We start from the raw sequence: 15,768 nt of genomic DNA on the forward strand, positions 1-15,768 counted from the left end.
GCGCCCCTTTTAAGGCTTCAGGCGCTCTGGGAAAGGTGGCTGTCTATCTTGTTCATGATGGCGTCGGCGCGTTTTACCGCATCGCTGATGTTGACGCGCACGATAGTTTTCCCGGCAAAACGCTCTTCGAATTTGATGCCGATATCTTTGGTCAGAATGACCATATCGGCGGCGGCAATCTCTTCCGCCGTCAGTTCATTTTCAATGCCGATAGAACCCTGCGTTTCTACCTTGACCTGCCAGCCTTTGGCTTTGGCGGCGCTTTCCAGCGATTCGGCGGCCATGTAGGTGTGAGCCACGCCCGACGGGCAGGCGGTGACAGCGATAATGTGGGTCATAATCTGTTCCTTCCAGTCTGTTAGTTAATTTCGAAATCAAGGTCTAGTTCATCGTCAGCGGTGACGTCAGTGGGTTTCTTTTTGGCGAAGGCTTTCAGCAGGATGACGCAGGCGGCGCTGACGCAGGCGCCGACCAGCAGCGCGGCGACAAAGCCCAGCTTGCCCTGGACCACCGGCAACACGATGAGCCCGCCCCAGCCGGCGTAACACTGGACGCCCATCAGCGCGGCGGTGACGCAGCCGCTGGCGGCGCCAATCATATTGGCCGGAATGACGCGCAGCGGGTCCGCGGCGGCAAAGGGAATCGCCCCTTCGGTCACGCCGACACAGCCCATCACCAGCGCCGCTTTGCCGGTTTCCCGCTCTTCGGCGGTGAAATATTTGCGGCCAATCAGCGTCGCCAGCCCCATGCCCAGCGGCGGTACGGCGATACCGACGGCGGCGATGGCCACCACGCTGTAGACGCCCTGCGAAACGCAGATCAGCATGAAGGCGTAGGCCACTTTGTTCACCGGGCCGCCCATATCAAAGGCCAGCATCAGGCCCATAATGATGGCCAGCACCACGATGCTGCCTTCACGCATCCCCTGCAGCCAGCCGGTCAGATTAGCGGTCAGCGCGCCAACCGGCTCGCCAAGCCCCCACATCATGATCCCGGCGGTGATAAAGGTGCCGACGATAGGAATGATGAAAATCGGCATCACCGAGCGCAGAACTTTATGTACGGGGATTTTTTTCAGGTAATAGACCACCAGGCCGCCAATCATGCCAGCGATCAGCGCGCCGAAGAAGCCGGCGCCAAAGCTGTTGCCCACCCATGCGCCGATGGCGCAGGGGGCCAGCGCGGCGCGGTCAGAAATGGAGTAGCCGATGTAGGCGGCGAGAAAGGGCACCATCAGCGTCAGCCCGGCGACCCCGATATCAAAGAGTTTCTTCAGATTAGGGTCGGTGGCGGCATCGGGCACCGCGCCTTTGCCATACAACATGACGGAGACCGCCAGCAGGATCCCGCCGGAAACCACGAAGGGGATCATGTGCGAGACGCCGGTCATCAGATGCTGGCGGGTATTTTTTAGTATTTGCACCAGTTCGTTCATTGCTTGCTCCTGAGCGCTGTAGGGCCCGTGACAGTATTGATGCCTCAACATTAGAAAAAGGGCGGGGTATTAAACAGTAGAGAAAAAGTGCATTTACTGGATATTTGTAAGGTGAGAAAAGAATTGCGATCCACCTCAAATCTTAGTAGTGACAGGAAAGATGAGCGCTAACAGGGTGGAATTGTGATGGCGGACATAAAAAATTATCGTGTGTACAATAGTCCAGTAATTGCCAGTTTTATCACCTAGTCCCGGGGGCCGTCTTTTATTACCTTTTGGGGAAATAATGGATTGCTCAGGAGGAAGGCGATGGCTCTGGTCATTGAATTTACATGTGATTTGCCCAACGGCGTGCATGCGCGTCCGGCCAGTCTGGTCGAAACGCTGTGTAATCGTTTTTCATCAGCGATTGAGTGGCGGAACTTGCACCGCGAGACCGGTGGAAATGCCAAGAGCGCGCTGGCGATTATCGGCAGCAATACCCTGAGGGGCGACGCCTGCCAGCTGCTTATCAGCGGCGAAGATGAAGCTGAGGCATTCGCCGCGTTAACGGTTTTTATGCGCGATGAATTTCCCCACTGTGACGCGCCGCTGCCCGCTGCGCCAACGCTGGATATCCAGCCTGTGCCAGAGTCACTTTCGCGGCTGAACCCGACGCTGTTTCATGCCCGCCCGGTGTGCGCCGGCAGCGCGGGGGGAACGCTGGTTCATCTCAAATCACGCGATCTGCACGAGCTGGGTGAACTGCCCGTCGCCGCCAGTCCCGAACAGGAGCAGGCGGCACTGGATAATGGCCTGCGGCTACTGGTGAAAGATATTGCGCTGCGGTTGCTGGACAACGACGGCACCGCCAGCGCGATCCTGGAAGCTCACCGTTCGCTGGCGACGGATGCCTCGCTGCGCCAGCACCTGCTTGGCGGTATTCTCACCGGGCTGAGCTGCGCCCAGGCGATTGTCGCCACCGGCGACCACTTCTGCGCCCAGTTCCGCGACTCCGGTAACCGCTATCTGCAGGAGCGGGTACTGGATGTCCGTGACGTTTGCTTCCAGCTGTTGCAGCATATCTACGGCGAAGCCCGTTTCCCGGCGCCGGGCCAGCTGCGGGAAGCGGCCATTTGCCTTGCCGACGAGCTGACCCCCAGCCAGTTTCTGGAACTCGATAAAACGCATCTCAAAGGGCTGCTGCTGCGCAGCGGCGGCACCACCTCGCATACCGTGATTCTGGCACGCTCATTCAATATCCCTACTCTGGTGGGCGTGGATTTAGCCGCGCTGCTGCCGTGGGTGGATACGCAGGTGCAGATTGACGGCAACGCCGGGCTGCTGGTGGTGGATCCGAGTCCGGCGGTGGCGCGCTACTATCAGCAGGAGGCCTGGCTACAGGCGCAAATCCAGCAACAGCAGCAGGTATGGCTGGATAAAGCCGGGCAGACGCAAGATGGTATCCGCGTGGAGATCGCCGCCAATATCGCCCATTCGGTGGAAGCGGTGGCGGCATTCAACCAGGGCGCGCAGTCGGTAGGGTTGTTCCGCACTGAAATGCTGTATATGGATCGCCCGAGCGCGCCGTCGGAAGATGAGCTCTACAACATCTTCTGCCAGGCGCTGGAACCCGCTGCCGGGCGCAGCATTATCGTGCGGACTATGGATATCGGCGGTGATAAGCCGGTGGCCTATCTCAACATCCCTGCGGAAAACAATCCGTTCCTCGGCTACCGCGCGGTGCGCATCTATGAAGAGTATCAGGCGCTGTTTCACACTCAGCTACGGGCGATTTTACGCGCCTCGGCACACGGCTCGCTGAAGATTATGATCCCCATGATTTCATCAATGGAAGAGATCCTGTGGGTGAAAGAGCGACTGGCGGAGGCCAAACAGTCGCTGCGCGCCGAGCAGATCCCGTTTGATGAAAAGATCCCGCTCGGCATCATGCTGGAAGTGCCGTCGGTGATGTTTATCATCGATCAGTGCTGTGAAGAGGTGGATTTCTTTAGCATCGGCAGCAACGACTTAACGCAGTATCTGCTGGCGGTCGATCGTGATAATGCGAAAGTGACGCGCCATTACAACAGCCTGAATCCCGCCTTCCTGCGCGCGCTGGACTATGCGGTACAGGCGGTGCATCGGCAGGGGAAATGGATCGGTCTGTGTGGCGAACTGGGGGCCAAAGGATCGGTGCTACCGCTGCTGGTAGGCCTCGGTTTAGATGAATTGAGCATGAGCGCGCCGGCGATCCCGGCGACCAAATCGCGCCTGGCCCAGCTGGACAGCCGCGCCTGCCGCCAGCTGCTGAATCAGGCCATGCAGTGCCGTACCTCACTGGAAGTGGAGCATCTGCTGGCCCAGTTCCGCATGCGTCAGCAGGATGTGCCGCTGGTGAGCGCCGAGTGCATTACGCTGAACAGCGACTGGCGCAGCAAGGAGGAGGTGCTGAAAGGGATGACGGATAATCTGCTGCTGGCCGGACGCTGCCGCTATCCGCGAAAACTGGAGGCTGACCTGTGGGCCCGCGAGGCGGTGTTCTCTACCGGTCTGGGCTTTAGCTTCGCCATTCCGCACAGTAAATCCGAGCATATCGAGCAGTCGACCATCAGCGTCGCCCGCCTGGCGCAGCCGGTGGTGTGGGGCGATGAAGAGGCGCAGTTTGTGATTATGCTGACGCTGAACAGGCACTCGGCGGGCGATCAGCATATGCGGATTTTCTCGCGGCTGGCGCGGCGCATTATGCACGCGGAGTTCCGTCAATCTCTGGTATCCGCGGAGAGTCGCGAGGATATCGCTGGCCTGCTGCGCCGCGAGCTGGAACTGTGATCCACGCACCGGCCAGCGGTGCTGGCCGGAATGCGCTTTACAAATCCAGCACTAACCGGCCGCCTTTGGCGCGCGAGCAGCAGATCAGCATACTCTGCTGGCTGGCTTTCTCTTCCTCGCTGTAATACTGATCGCGGTGGTCGGCTTCCCCCTCCAGAATCATCGTTTCGCAGGTGCCGCACACCCCTTCGCGGCACAGGCATTCCACCTTCGCCGCTTTGTTATTCTCAATAACCTGCAAAATGGTCATGTCCTGCGGTACGGTAAATTCGCGTCCGGAACGCGCCAGCACCAGGGTAAACGCCTCTCCGCCTTTATCCTCAACGATAAACTGCTCAAAGTGCAGCTGACTGGCGGGCACCTGATGGCGTTCGGCGGCGGCTTTCACCGCCTCGTTAAGCGCTGCCGGGCCGCAGGTATACACGTGGGTCCCGGGCTCGAGGTCGGCGAACAGGCGCGGCAGGTCGAGACGGCTGCCGAGCGCTGATACATGAACATTGACCCGATCGCGCCACGGCGCGGCGCTGAGCGCATCGACGAAAGCATTATTGTCGGCGTCGTGGAAACAGTAGTGCAGCTGCCAGTCGGCCTGCCGTTGTTCCAGTTCAGGGATATGCGCTAAAAACGGCGTGATGCCGATGCCGCCGGCGATCAGCAGATGTTTTCGCGCCTGTGGTTCGATGGCGAACAGGTTGTTGGGCGTGGACACCGTCAGGGTATCGCCCGGGCGCACCTGCTGGTGCATAAAACGCGAGCCGCCTTTGGAAGGCGACTCAAGACGCACCGCAATCTGCCAGCTGGTGGTATCCAGCGGCGAGCTCATCAGCGAGTAGGCGTTACTGTAGCGCTGCGCGCCATCCTGCATCTGGACGATAATATGGCTGCCGCCGCTGAATGCCGGCAGCGGAGCGCCGGTCGGCGATACCAGCGTAAAACGCTTCACAAGGGGGGTGATCTGTTCAACATCGCGAACGATCGCCTCAAACATTTGATAATCAGACATCGCTGAACTCCATCAAAAAATCCCGGCGTGGCCAGCGCCGCCGCCGGGAGAGGACATTTACAACCCCTGGCAGAGATACTTCATCTCCAGGTAATCTTCGATTCCGTGTTCCGACCCTTCGCGGCCAAGGCCGGACTGCTTCACTCCGCCAAATGGCGCGACTTCGTTGGAAATCAGCCCGGTATTGATGCCGACCATCCCGTATTCCAGCTGCTCGGAGACGCGCCAGATACGGGCGGCATCGTTGCTGTAAAAATAGGAGGCGAGGCCGTAGATAGTGTCATTTGCCTGTTCGATGACCTGCTGCTCATCGTCAAATTTCACCAGTGCCGCCACCGGGCCGAAAATCTCTTCCTGCAGCAGCAGTGACCCCGGCTGTACGTCGCCGATCACCGTAGGGGTGAAGAAATTACCGCCCAGTGGGTGCGCTTTACCGCCGGTTAACAACGTTGCGCCGCGGGTCAGGGCGTCGTCAAGCAGGGACTGGACTTTGCGCCCGGCGTCGGCGTTGATCAACGGACCAATCTGTACATCGGACTCGCTGCCATCGCCAACTTTCAGGGCGGCGACGCGGGCCACGAACTTATCGCAGAATTGGTCGTAGATGGCGCGATGAATATAGAAGCGGTTGACGCAGACGCAGGTTTGCCCGGCGTTGCGGAACTTGGCGATCAGCGCTCCCTCGACCGCTTTATCGATATCGGCATCGTCAAAGACGATAAACGGCGCGTTACCGCCGAGCTCTAAAGAGAGCTTTTTGATGGATTCCGCGCACTGGCGCATCAGCACGCGGCCAACTTCGGTCGAGCCGGTAAAGGAGAGTTTACGCACCCGCTCATCGCCGGTGAACACCGCGCCAATTTCGCGCGACTGGCCGGTAACGACGTTAATGACGCCCTGCAGGATCCCGGCCTGAATAGCCAGTTCCGCCATCGCCAGCGCGGTAAACGGCGTTTCGTTAGCCGGCTTTATCACCATCGTACAACCCGCAGCCAGCGCCGGGCCGGCCTTACGGGTGATCATCGCCGCCGGGAAGTTCCACGGGGTGATCGCCGCGCAGACGCCCACGCCCTGGCGGATCACCATCAGGCGTTTATCCGCGCCAGGGGAGGGGATTATTTCGCCGTTGGTGCGTTTGCCCTGTTCGGCAAACCACTCGATAAACGAGGCGGCATAGGCGATTTCGCCTTCCGCCTCCGCCAGCGGCTTGCCCTGCTCGGCGGTCATGATCTGCGCCAGCGCGGTTTTGTTTTCGAGGATCAGGCGGTGCCAGTTTTTCAATAGCGTGGCGCGCTGAGCGGCGGTTAATGCGCGCCAGGCCGGCAGCGCGGCCGCAGCGGCATCCACAGCCTGCTGCGCTTCCGCCCGACCCATATTAGGGATCTGGCCGAGCGCCGCGCCGGTGGAAGGATTGCTGACGGCAAGCGTCGTGCCGTCGGCGGCGTCGCGCCAGCTTCCGGCAATCAGCGCCTGCTGGCGAAACAGATCTGAGTGAAACACGGACATAGCAAACTCCTTCAACGATTACGGCTGGAACACCTGGGCCACCAGATTGTGGAAATGGGCGATACCGTGCTCGGAGATACCGCTGCCGCTGTTATCCGCCATAATGCGTCCCTGGCCGCGATAGCCGCGGGACTTCAGCCCCTTCTGCACGCTTTCCACCAGGCGTAAATCTTCCGGGCGGAACACGTCGCGATACCACTCAATCAGCGCTTTCTGATCGTCAGTCAGCTCTTCGTTGGTGAAATAGATGTCGTAATTCTGCAGAGTGGTCTCTTCATCCACCGGGAATTCATAGATCACGGTCATCATGCCCTTGATCGGCGTGACGTTGAACATGGTGCACGGCCATAGCCAGAAACCGTGGAACGCGGCTTCGGTACCTTCTTCGAATTTAAACGACTGCTCGGACGGCTTGGCGAAGCCATACTGCAGCGTCCATTTGCCGTGCATGGTGTGCCAGTAACGGTCAACCTGTACGGAATCCGAGAAGCCCGGGTGCGCCGGGCCGCAGTGGTAACATTCCAGATAGTTATCGACGATATTTTTCCAGTTCGCCGGGGTGAGAGTGGTAAAGCGCGCCGCCAGTTTCAGATCATGCACGTCCGGGCAGGCTTCCAGCACTTTGTCCTGCAGGCCCGGCAGCTGTGTTTCCACGCTCTCGGCTTCCGGGTTCAAATTGATAAACACAAAGCCGGCATACTCTTCAAGGCGAACCGGCACCAGCTGCGCCTTTTCGCTATCGAAATTCGCCACGTTTTCGCAGTTGCGGGCGTGGGCGAGATTGCCGTCAAGCTTGAAGGCCCAGGCGTGATAGGGGCAGGTAATCACGTTTTTGGCTTTACCTTCACCGCTCAGCAACTGGTGGCCGCGGTGCGGGCAAACGTTATAGAAAGCGCGCAGAATGTTGTCGCGGCCGCGGACGATAACGATATTTTCGCCGATGATTTCTCGGGTTATGTAATCGTTCGGCCTGGCGACCTCGCTGCCGTGGGCGACGCAAATCCAGCTATTGGCGAAGATGCGCTCTTTCTCGTGCTCAAACGCCTGGCTGTCGGTATAAAAACGGGCCGGAATGGTCCAGGCATCCTGCGGATTGGCGCAAAAATTAATCGGCAGCGTAAAGTCAGGGCTCAAATTGCTCATGTAAGGTCACCTTGTGATTATTGTCAGTAAGAGGTTTTACAGCGACTGGCCGTCGCCTTTGAGTACCGTGCCAACCGGTAGCGTCTCGGCTTTAATCATTGGCTCGGGCGTATGGGTTTCTATCTGATTGACCGGCACGTGGGCGTAGTCCTGTTTTAACCAGCGCACGAAGCCGCCAGTCTTAATCAGCAAAATGGCAAGGAACGGTAGGGCGGTCAGTACCACGGTGGTTTTCATGGTCTCAAGCGAAGCCCCAGTAAACAGAATCGATAGCGGGATGAGGGTGATCACCACGCACCAGAACAGGCGCATGCCGCGATCCGGATCTTCGCCTTCGCGCAGGTTGCGGGTGCTGGTCGCCGCCATGGTGTAGGCCACCGCATCCATGTGCGAGGCGAGGAAAACAATCATCACGAACAGATAGGCGGCGAGGAACAGCTTACCTGCCGGCAGCGACATCAGCACCTGCTGGACGGCGGTTTCGCCGCCGAGAGTCTGCATCACCTGCGGTACGTTAATCACGCCGTTAACGAACTGGTGCATGGCGTAGCTTTCCATCACCCCGAAGAAGAACCAGCAGCCGGCGGTGCTACCGAGGAGCAGTCCCCAAATGACCTCTTTGATTTTGCGCCCGCGGGAGACGCGAGTGACGAACATCGCCACGCCTGGGGTATAGGAGATCCACCACAGCCAGTAGAAGACGGTCCAGTTGCGGGTAAAGGCGCCGTCGCCGAGGGGGTCGGTAAACAGGCTCATCTGCAGGAAGTTTTGGGTGGTGAGGCCAATGGCGTTGATAACGTTATTGGTGATGAATTCGGTCGGGCCAACCAGTAATACCACCAACGGCAGCAGGAACGCGCCCCAGCCGACCATTTTGCTCAGGCGCTGCAGGCCGTTGTTGATGCCAATCCACGAACTCATGCAGAAAATGCCGCCGGAGAGCAGGATCACAAACGCCTGCACGGTGAAGTTATCCGGCAACCCGGTCAGCGCTGACAGGCCGCGGGTGAAGGTGGCGGCAGTGACCACCAGCGAAATGGTTAACGCGCCGACGGTGGCGATCAAGAACATCAGGTCGACCAGACGGCCCCAGAAGCCCTGCGGACTCACTCCGGTGATTGCTGAAATGATCCCGGAGAGGCTGAGGCCTTTATTTTTCCGCACGTGGAAGTGATAGGCCATGATCAGCGAGGCGAGAGTGTAGGTCGCCCAGGCGCTAACCCCCCAGTGGAAGAAAGAATAAGGGATGCTGTATTCCAGCGCTTTCGGCGATTGCGGCGCAATGTTCAGGCCCGGGGTCTGGTAGTAATAAGCCCATTCGGCAACGCCCCAGTACAGCGTGGAGGAGCCGAGCCCGGCGCAGATAAACATAAACAGCCATGAGAGGGTACTGTATTCGACTTTGCCTTCGCCGAGACGGATATTGCCGTATTTGCTGGTTGCCAGATAGAGCACCAGTCCCAGTGCCAGCAGCACCAGTACCTGTACCGTGGAACCCAGCAGCCGGGTCACGCCGTTAAAAATCGAATCAGCCGCCTGCGCGGTTTGGTGGGGGAAGAGACTTAATGTAGCGGCGATGAAAACAATGGCCGCCAGGCTGATGGCAATCAGCGGCACATCTTTTTTCTTTACGTTGCTCAACATGGGTGATCTCCTGGGCATGATTGCCCGTAGGTGGCTTTAGCCTGTCGTTGTTATCACGCTGTAGGGTCAAGGTTCGTAGCAAAAAGCTATTAACAATCGGATTATTTCTTCGTTACATGAATTAAACAATTGGCCGATTCGTGAAGCAATAAAACACGGAACGGAAATAATAAAAGGTGAATTGGCGCAGGTTCTTTCCTTTCAGGAATTAATAAAGTTCACCGCTGTGATGCGGTCCACTTGTCAATCGTGGGGGATTCTGCATAACGAAAAGAGAGGGGAGTTGGCGGGCCAGGCGCGCGGGTTTTCCCGGGTAGCGGTTACGCCTTACCCGGGCTACTCACGGTGCCGTTTTTTGCCGGGTGGCGGGTAGCGCCTTACCCGGACGATATTCTCGTGCCATTGTAGCCCCGGTAAGCGCAGCGCGACCGGGGAGCGGCCGGGGTAATTACGCCAAAATGGCTTTGCAGATAGCGTCGCTGACCTGTTGCGTTGACGCGCTGCCTTTCATATCCGGGGTTTTTGGCCCGCTGGCAATCACCTGCTCAATCGCCGCCAGGATCCCGTTGTGGGCGGCGTGATAGCGCTCGTCGCCGTTACCGAGGAAATCGAGCATCATCGCCCCGGCCCACACGGTGGCGATCGGGTTGGCGATATTTTTACCGTAGATATCCGGCGCGGAGCCGTGAACCGGCTCGAACAGCGATGGGAAGGTGCGCTCCGGGTTGAGATTGGCCGATGGCGCAATACCGATTGTGCCGGTACAAGCCGGGCCGAGATCTGACAGAATATCGCCGAACAGATTGGAACCGACCACCACGTCGAAACGCTCCGGCTGCAGCACGAAGCGGGCGCACAGGATATCGATATGCTGCTTGTCCCAGCGAATATCCGGATAGTTTTTGGCCATCTCTTCCACTCGCTCATCCCAGTAGGGCATGCTGATCGCCAGGCCATTGGATTTGGTCGCCGAAGTCAGCGTTTTGCGTGGGCGGCTTTGCGCCAGTTCGAAGGCGTAGCGCAGGATCCGGTCCACGCCGCGGCGGGTAAAGACCGACTCCTGAATCACCACTTCATGCTCGGTGCCTTCATTGGCGCGCCCGCCAAGGGCGGAATATTCGCCTTCGGTATTTTCGCGCACCACGTAAAAATCAATATCACCGGCCTTTTTACCCGCCAGCGGGCAGGGGACGCCGGGGAACAGGCGCACCGGACGCAGGTTGACATACTGGTCGAACTCGCGGCGGAACTTCAGCAGCGACCCCCACAGAGAAATGTGGTCGGGAACGGTATCCGGCCAGCCGACGGCGCCAAAGTAGATAGCATCGAAGCCCTGCAGCTGCTCGCGCCAGTCGTCCGGCATCATCTTGCCGTGATGAGCATAATATTCGCAGCTTGCCCACTCCATCTGCTCGAAGCTCAACGACAGATCCCAACGCTGTGCGGCGGCTTGCAGCACGCGAATCCCTTCAGGCAGAACTTCTTTGCCAATTCCGTCACCCGGGATGGCGGCAATACGACAGGTTTTTTTCATTCCGGTTCTCACTTTTTAGCGATGATGTTTGACCACCTGCCTATCCTATAATTGACTGGTTCATAATTAATCACGCTAACTGGTGAAACATAAAACACAGATCATGAATAATCTGCCGCTGCTAAATGATTTACGCGTCTTTATGCTGGTCGCTCGCCGGGCCGGGTTTGCCGCCGCCGCCGAGGAGCTTGGCGTATCACCGGCGTTCGTCAGCAAGCGGGTTTCGCTGCTGGAACACACCCTGAATGTGGTGTTGCTGCACCGAACTACCCGCCGGGTCACCATTACCGAGGAGGGGGAGCGGATCTACGAGTGGGCGCAGCGCATTTTGCAGGATGTCGATGAGATGATGGACGAGCTTTCCGACGTGCGTCAGGTGCCGCAGGGAACGCTGCGTATTATCAGCAGCTTCGGCTTTGGCCGCCGGGTGGTGGCCCCGGCGCTGTCGGCGCTGGCCCTTCAGTACCCGCAGCTGGAACTGCGTTTCGATGTCCAGGACCGGCTGGTGGATTTAGTCAATGAAGGGGTGGATCTCGATATTCGCGTCGGCGACGATATCGCGCCGAATCTGATTGCCCGCCAGCTGGCGTCCAACCACCGCGTGCTCTGCGCCTCACCGCAGTTCCTTGACCGCCATCCACCACTGAAGCAGCTGAGCGATCTGGCCGCCTTACCCTGCCTGGTGATTAAAGAGCGCGATCATCCGTTTGGCGTCTGGCAGTTGCACAGCAAAGAGGGGCAGCACGCGATCAAGGTGACCGGGCCGCTGTCATCCAACCATGGTGAAATTGTGCACCAGTGGTGTCTGGACGGGCAGGGAATTGCGTTACGTTCATGGTGGGACGTCAGGGAGAATATCGCCAGCGGCCATCTGGTGCATGTGCTGCCGGAATTCTTTCAGCCTGCCAATGTCTGGGCGGTCTACGTCTCCCGGCTGGCGACGTCGGCCAAAATTCGCACCACCGTGGAGTTTCTGCGCCACTACTTTCAACTGCACTATCCGCAGCATGAGCCGACGGCCAGGGCCGTCGGCGGAGGCGATTAAACCCCAAGGCGGTCGCGCAGACTGTAGTAGGCGGCGCCCATGGCGGTAAAGGGAATGCGCAGGCTGCGGCCGCCCGGGAACGGGTAGTGCGGCAGCCTGGCGAAGGCGTCGAAACGCTCGGCGTCGCCGCGCAGCAGCTCTGAAATCAAGCGTCCGGCGAGGTGGGTACAGGTCACGCCGTGGCCGCTGTAGCCCTGCATGTAGTAAATATTGTTATCGAGACGCCCGAACTGCGGCATCCGCGACAGGGTCAGCAGGAAGTTGCCGGTCCAGCGGTAGTCAATTTTTACCCCCTGTAGCTGCGGGAAGGTTTTCAGCAGCTTGGGCATAATCAGCCGTTCCACGTCGTCCGGATCGCGTGCGCCGTAGACCACGCCGCCGCCGTACAGCAGGCGGTTGTCGCCGGTCAGACGGTAGTAGTCCAGCAGGTAGTTACAATCTTCCACACAGTAGTTTTTCGGGATCAGCGAACGGGCGACCTCTTCCGACAGCGGGGCGGTCGTCACCACCTGGGTGCCGCACGGCATGCTGCGTTTCGCCAGCTCCGGCTCCAGCTTGTCACCGAGATAAGCATTGCCGGCGACGATGACGTAGCGTGCGGTCACCTGGCCGCGCGCGGTACTGACCACCGCCGGGCTGGTGTGCTGGATGCGGGTGACCGGCGACTGCTCATACACCCGGCCGCCGTTCAGGCGAATGGCGTCCGCTTCGCCGATGGCGAGGTTCAGCGGGTGAATATGGCCGCCGCTGTGGTCGAGCAGGGCGCCGACGTAGCGGTCGCTATCCACTTCGCGACGGATTGCGTGGCTGTCCAGCAGTTCCAGCTGGGTGTTGCCGTAGCGCTCCCAGTTGGCTTTCTGCTCTTCCAGGGTTTCCAGTTGCTTATGGTTCATCGCCACAAACAGGCCGCCCGGGCGGTAATCACACTGGATCTGGTAGCGCTGGATGCGCTCGCGAATAATATCGCCGCCTTCGAACATCATGCTGCCGAGCATTTTGGCCGCATCCGGGCCGTAGTTCTTCTCAATGACGTCGATATCGCGGCTATAGGAGTTGACCAGCTGACCGCCGTTGCGGCCGCTGGCGCCGAAGCCGATGCGCGCCCCTTCCAGCACCACCACGTCGTAGCCCATTTCGGCCAGATGCAGGGCCGAGGAGAGGCCGGTGTAGCCGCCGCCGACGACGCAGACGTCGCAGCTTATCGATTCGTCCAGCGTTGGGAACGGTTCATACTTGTTGGCGCTGGCGGCGTAGTAGCTAGTGGTATGTTCAGTCATGATCAAGACTCCAGGGCAATCCAGATGGTTTTCAGTTCGGTGAATTTTTCCAGCGCGTGCAGCGATTTATCGCGCCCGTTGCCGCTCTGCTTGTAGCCGCCGAACGGAACGGTCATATCACCATCGTTATAGTTGTTGACGAAGACCGAGCCAGCCTTCAGGCGACGGCTCATGCGGTGGGCGCGTGACAGATCGCGGGTCCACACGGCGGCGCCGAGGCCGTAGTCGCTGTCGTTGGCAAGCTGCAGCGCCTCTTCTTCGCTTTTGAAGCGCGTGACCACCAGTACCGGGCCGAAGATTTCTTCCCGGCTGAGGGTCGATGCCGGGTCGACGTCAACGAAAATGGTCGGGCCGACGGCGGCAGGCCACGGGTTTTTCCGCCCGTCGAGGAACAGCGTGCTTTTGGCTTCGCCGCCGCGGATAAAACTGTGCACGTTGTCGGCATGGGCGTTATCAATCAACATGCCCATGGTGGTGTCCGGATCGAGCGGGTTACCCGGTTGCCAGTGTTGCGCCTGCGCTTTCAGCAATGTCAGAAATTCGTCGGCGATGCTCTCCTCCAGCAGCAGGCGGGTGCCAGCGATACAGACCTGGCCCTGGTTATAGAAGATGCCGCCGGCGGTGGTGTTGACCGCTTTTTGCAGATCCGGGCAGTCGGCGAAGACGATGTTGGCGCTCTTGCCGCCCGCTTCCAGCCATACGCGCTTCATATTGCTGTCGCCGGCGTCTTTCAGTAGCTGCTTGCCGGTACGGGTGGATCCGGTGAAGGTGATGACTTCGACGTCAGGATGCAAGGCCAGCGCCTGTCCGGCCTCGTGGCCAAAACCGCTAACCACGTTCAACACGCCGTCCGGGAGTCCGGCCTCTTTCGCCAGCCCGGCCAGACGCAGGGCGGTGAGTGGTGACTTTTCCGATGGTTTGAGGATCACGCTGTTGCCTGCCGCCAGCGCCGGGCCAAGCTTCCAGCAGGCCAGCAGCAGCGGAAAGTTCCACGGTACCACCGCGGCAATGACGCCAATCGGTTCGCGGACGATCATCGCCAGCTCGTTGCTGCCGGTCGGCGCGACTTCGCCATAGACTTTATCCAGCGCTTCGGCGTACCAGCGGATGGCGCGGGCGGCGCCGGGAATATCGTCGCGCAGGCTGTGGCGGATCGGTTTGCCGGTATCCAGCGTTTCCAGCAGCGCCAGCTCTTCACGATGCGCTTCCATCAGGTCGGCAAATTGAGTGAGAACCGCTTTACGTCGGGCCGGAGAGGCCTGCGACCAGTCGCCGTTATCAAAAGCCTGGCGCGCGGCTTTCACCGCCAGGTCGACGTCGGCTTTTTTACCACGGGCGACCTGCGCTAATGTCTGCTGCGCGGCAGGGTCAATGGTTTCAAAGGTGGTATTATCGGCCGCGGCGCAATATTCGCCGTTAATAAATAAGCGCGTTTCAATGGCCAGGTTTTTCGCTTTTTCCTGCCAGTAAGCCAGGTGCTGAAAATTCATCATGACTCCTTAAAAACATTATCGGCAAATTAATCAGTTCGGCGTTTTCAGGCTGCACGGGGGCGCTGCGCCAGGCGCAGGGCATAACGTATCCCCGGAGTTGAATACCGTTTATTTCCCTGGAATTCGACAGGTTGTTTGCAACCCGAATTATTCAGGGGCGAGCCGCCATTCACAGGCGTTAATTATTTCAGGGCCAACAGGAAATAATATTCCGTACGGCACAGGCGTTATTACTGCGAGTTCTTCGCCGCGACGAAAATAGCTTTTCCGTCGCGACAGGCCTGAAGAAAGCCTGAACCTCGTTCAGGCTAAATAATCAGAATGTGGTGGGGGTGTGGGCACTGATGATGCGGCAGATGCCTGCCGAGGTGTTGCTGAAGCTGTGCGGGATGCCGGTATTAATGGCATAGCTTTGTCCAGCCACCAGGTGGTACGACTGACCGTTAATGGTCAGCACGATCTCACCTTCCAGTATGGTGCCTATCTCCTCACCCTGATGCTTAATTCTCTCCCCGGTCGTGGTTCCAGGCTGGTAAGTTTCAAAAATCATCGCCAGCGTACGGTTCGGATTTCCGTTATGAACCAGTTTCATGGAAACGCCCTGACTCCCCATCTCAATCAGGTCATCCTGATTAATGACCACCTGGGGTTCGTCCGGCTTTTCGGGTTCAGAAAAGAATTCCGAGAGCGACAGCCCATAGACTTTCAGCAGCTTTTGCAGCGTACTGATGGCAGGACTGACTTTATCCTGCTCTATGGTGCTGATGGCACTATGTGTTAACCCAGACAGTTCGGCGGCACGACGCTGTGAGAGACCCAGCTGTTGGCGGATCTCTGACAGACGTTTCCCTGGCGCCAGTCCGTCATCGCTCATATT

Annotated in this window: 12 protein-coding genes; 2 read left to right on the plus strand and 10 right to left on the minus strand. The window is 58.9% G+C overall.

Translation table 11 applies throughout. The annotated features are described in order from the left end of the window. Positions 1 to 17: 17 nt before the first annotated feature. Positions 18 to 338, minus strand: coding sequence for a PTS fructose-like transporter subunit IIB (locus CWM54_RS01310; RefSeq protein ID WP_004179264.1), 321 nt, complete (start codon positions 336 to 338; stop codon positions 18 to 20). A gap of 20 nt (positions 339 to 358) precedes the next feature. Further along, the gene (locus CWM54_RS01315) at positions 359 to 1,435 is read right to left on the minus strand and encodes a PTS fructose transporter subunit EIIC (RefSeq protein ID WP_061155133.1); all 1,077 of its coding nucleotides are present in this window, start codon (positions 1,433 to 1,435) and stop codon (positions 359 to 361) included. A 309-nt stretch (positions 1,436 to 1,744) separates the two neighbouring features. On the opposite strand from CWM54_RS01315, the gene ptsP reads away from it, so the two are divergent. After that, positions 1,745 to 4,246, plus strand: a complete 2,502-nt coding sequence (gene ptsP / locus CWM54_RS01320) for a phosphoenolpyruvate--protein phosphotransferase (RefSeq protein WP_100695697.1) — start codon at positions 1,745 to 1,747, stop codon at positions 4,244 to 4,246. 37 nt (positions 4,247 to 4,283) lie between these two features. On the opposite strand, the gene CWM54_RS01325 is transcribed toward ptsP, so the two are convergent. The 5 genes from CWM54_RS01325 to CWM54_RS01350 all read right to left on the minus strand — a co-directional run bounded on the left by CWM54_RS01325 (position 4,284) and on the right by CWM54_RS01350 (position 11,076). Beyond that, positions 4,284 to 5,249, minus strand: coding sequence for a PDR/VanB family oxidoreductase (locus CWM54_RS01325; RefSeq protein WP_100695699.1), 966 nt, complete (start codon positions 5,247 to 5,249; stop codon positions 4,284 to 4,286). Between the two features lie 57 nt (positions 5,250 to 5,306). Then, the gene (locus CWM54_RS01330; protein WP_100695701.1) at positions 5,307 to 6,755 is read right to left on the minus strand and encodes an NAD-dependent succinate-semialdehyde dehydrogenase; all 1,449 of its coding nucleotides are present in this window, start codon (positions 6,753 to 6,755) and stop codon (positions 5,307 to 5,309) included. An 18-nt stretch (positions 6,756 to 6,773) separates the two neighbouring features. Beyond that, positions 6,774 to 7,898: a carnitine monooxygenase, oxygenase subunit YeaW gene (yeaW, locus tag CWM54_RS01335; protein WP_061155129.1), complete on the minus strand. Its 1,125-nt coding sequence runs from the start codon at positions 7,896 to 7,898 to the stop codon at positions 6,774 to 6,776. A 36-nt stretch (positions 7,899 to 7,934) separates the two neighbouring features. Continuing rightward, positions 7,935 to 9,542 (minus strand): BCCT family transporter, encoded by a 1,608-nt coding sequence (locus tag CWM54_RS01340; RefSeq protein WP_061155128.1) that lies wholly within the window; start codon positions 9,540 to 9,542, stop codon positions 7,935 to 7,937. Between the two features lie 448 nt (positions 9,543 to 9,990). Next, positions 9,991 to 11,076 (minus strand): tartrate dehydrogenase, encoded by a 1,086-nt coding sequence (locus CWM54_RS01350; protein WP_061155127.1) that lies wholly within the window; start codon positions 11,074 to 11,076, stop codon positions 9,991 to 9,993. An 82-nt stretch (positions 11,077 to 11,158) separates the two neighbouring features. On the opposite strand from CWM54_RS01350, the gene CWM54_RS01355 reads away from it, so the two are divergent. After that, positions 11,159 to 12,121, plus strand: coding sequence for a LysR substrate-binding domain-containing protein (locus CWM54_RS01355; protein ID WP_162677780.1), 963 nt, complete (start codon positions 11,159 to 11,161; stop codon positions 12,119 to 12,121). Here CWM54_RS01355 and CWM54_RS01360 read toward each other — a convergent pair. From CWM54_RS01360 to puuR, 3 genes are all read right to left on the minus strand, one after another. Beyond that, positions 12,118 to 13,398, minus strand: coding sequence for an NAD(P)/FAD-dependent oxidoreductase (locus tag CWM54_RS01360; protein ID WP_100632006.1), 1,281 nt, complete (start codon positions 13,396 to 13,398; stop codon positions 12,118 to 12,120). The genes CWM54_RS01355 and CWM54_RS01360 overlap by 4 nt on opposite strands. A gap of 2 nt (positions 13,399 to 13,400) precedes the next feature. Next, a complete protein-coding gene (puuC, locus tag CWM54_RS01365; RefSeq protein WP_061155124.1) occupies positions 13,401 to 14,888 on the minus strand; it encodes an aldehyde dehydrogenase PuuC in 1,488 nt (495 codons plus the stop codon). A gap of 319 nt (positions 14,889 to 15,207) precedes the next feature. Continuing rightward, positions 15,208 to 15,765: an HTH-type transcriptional regulator PuuR gene (gene puuR, locus CWM54_RS01370; RefSeq protein WP_002898590.1), complete on the minus strand. Its 558-nt coding sequence runs from the start codon at positions 15,763 to 15,765 to the stop codon at positions 15,208 to 15,210. Between the last annotated feature and the right edge of the window lie 3 nt (positions 15,766 to 15,768).

It is taken from the genome of Klebsiella sp. D-Nf1 (assembly GCF_002810515.1).
GTDB classification, from domain to species: Bacteria; Pseudomonadota; Gammaproteobacteria; order Enterobacterales; family Enterobacteriaceae; genus Klebsiella; species Klebsiella variicola.

Excerpts from the sequence above, each read along its gene's own strand:
- puuC (WP_061155124.1), bottom strand. The coding sequence starts at position 14,888 with ATGAATTTTCAGCACCTGGCTTACTGGCAGGAAAAAGCGAAAAACCTG.
- CWM54_RS01315 (WP_061155133.1), bottom strand. The coding sequence starts at position 1,435 with ATGAACGAACTGGTGCAAATACTAAAAAATACCCGCCAGCATCTGATG.
- puuR (WP_002898590.1), bottom strand. The coding sequence starts at position 15,765 with ATGAGCGATGACGGACTGGCGCCAGGGAAACGTCTGTCAGAGATCCGC.
- yeaW (WP_061155129.1), bottom strand. The coding sequence starts at position 7,898 with ATGAGCAATTTGAGCCCTGACTTTACGCTGCCGATTAATTTTTGCGCC.
- CWM54_RS01340 (WP_061155128.1), bottom strand. The coding sequence starts at position 9,542 with ATGTTGAGCAACGTAAAGAAAAAAGATGTGCCGCTGATTGCCATCAGC.
- ptsP (WP_100695697.1), top strand. The coding sequence starts at position 1,745 with ATGGCTCTGGTCATTGAATTTACATGTGATTTGCCCAACGGCGTGCAT.
- CWM54_RS01330 (WP_100695701.1), bottom strand. The coding sequence starts at position 6,755 with ATGTCCGTGTTTCACTCAGATCTGTTTCGCCAGCAGGCGCTGATTGCC.
- CWM54_RS01325 (WP_100695699.1), bottom strand. The coding sequence starts at position 5,249 with ATGTCTGATTATCAAATGTTTGAGGCGATCGTTCGCGATGTTGAACAG.
- CWM54_RS01360 (WP_100632006.1), bottom strand. The coding sequence starts at position 13,398 with ATGACTGAACATACCACTAGCTACTACGCCGCCAGCGCCAACAAGTAT.
- CWM54_RS01310 (WP_004179264.1), bottom strand. The coding sequence starts at position 338 with ATGACCCACATTATCGCTGTCACCGCCTGCCCGTCGGGCGTGGCTCAC.
- CWM54_RS01350 (WP_061155127.1), bottom strand. The coding sequence starts at position 11,076 with ATGAAAAAAACCTGTCGTATTGCCGCCATCCCGGGTGACGGAATTGGC.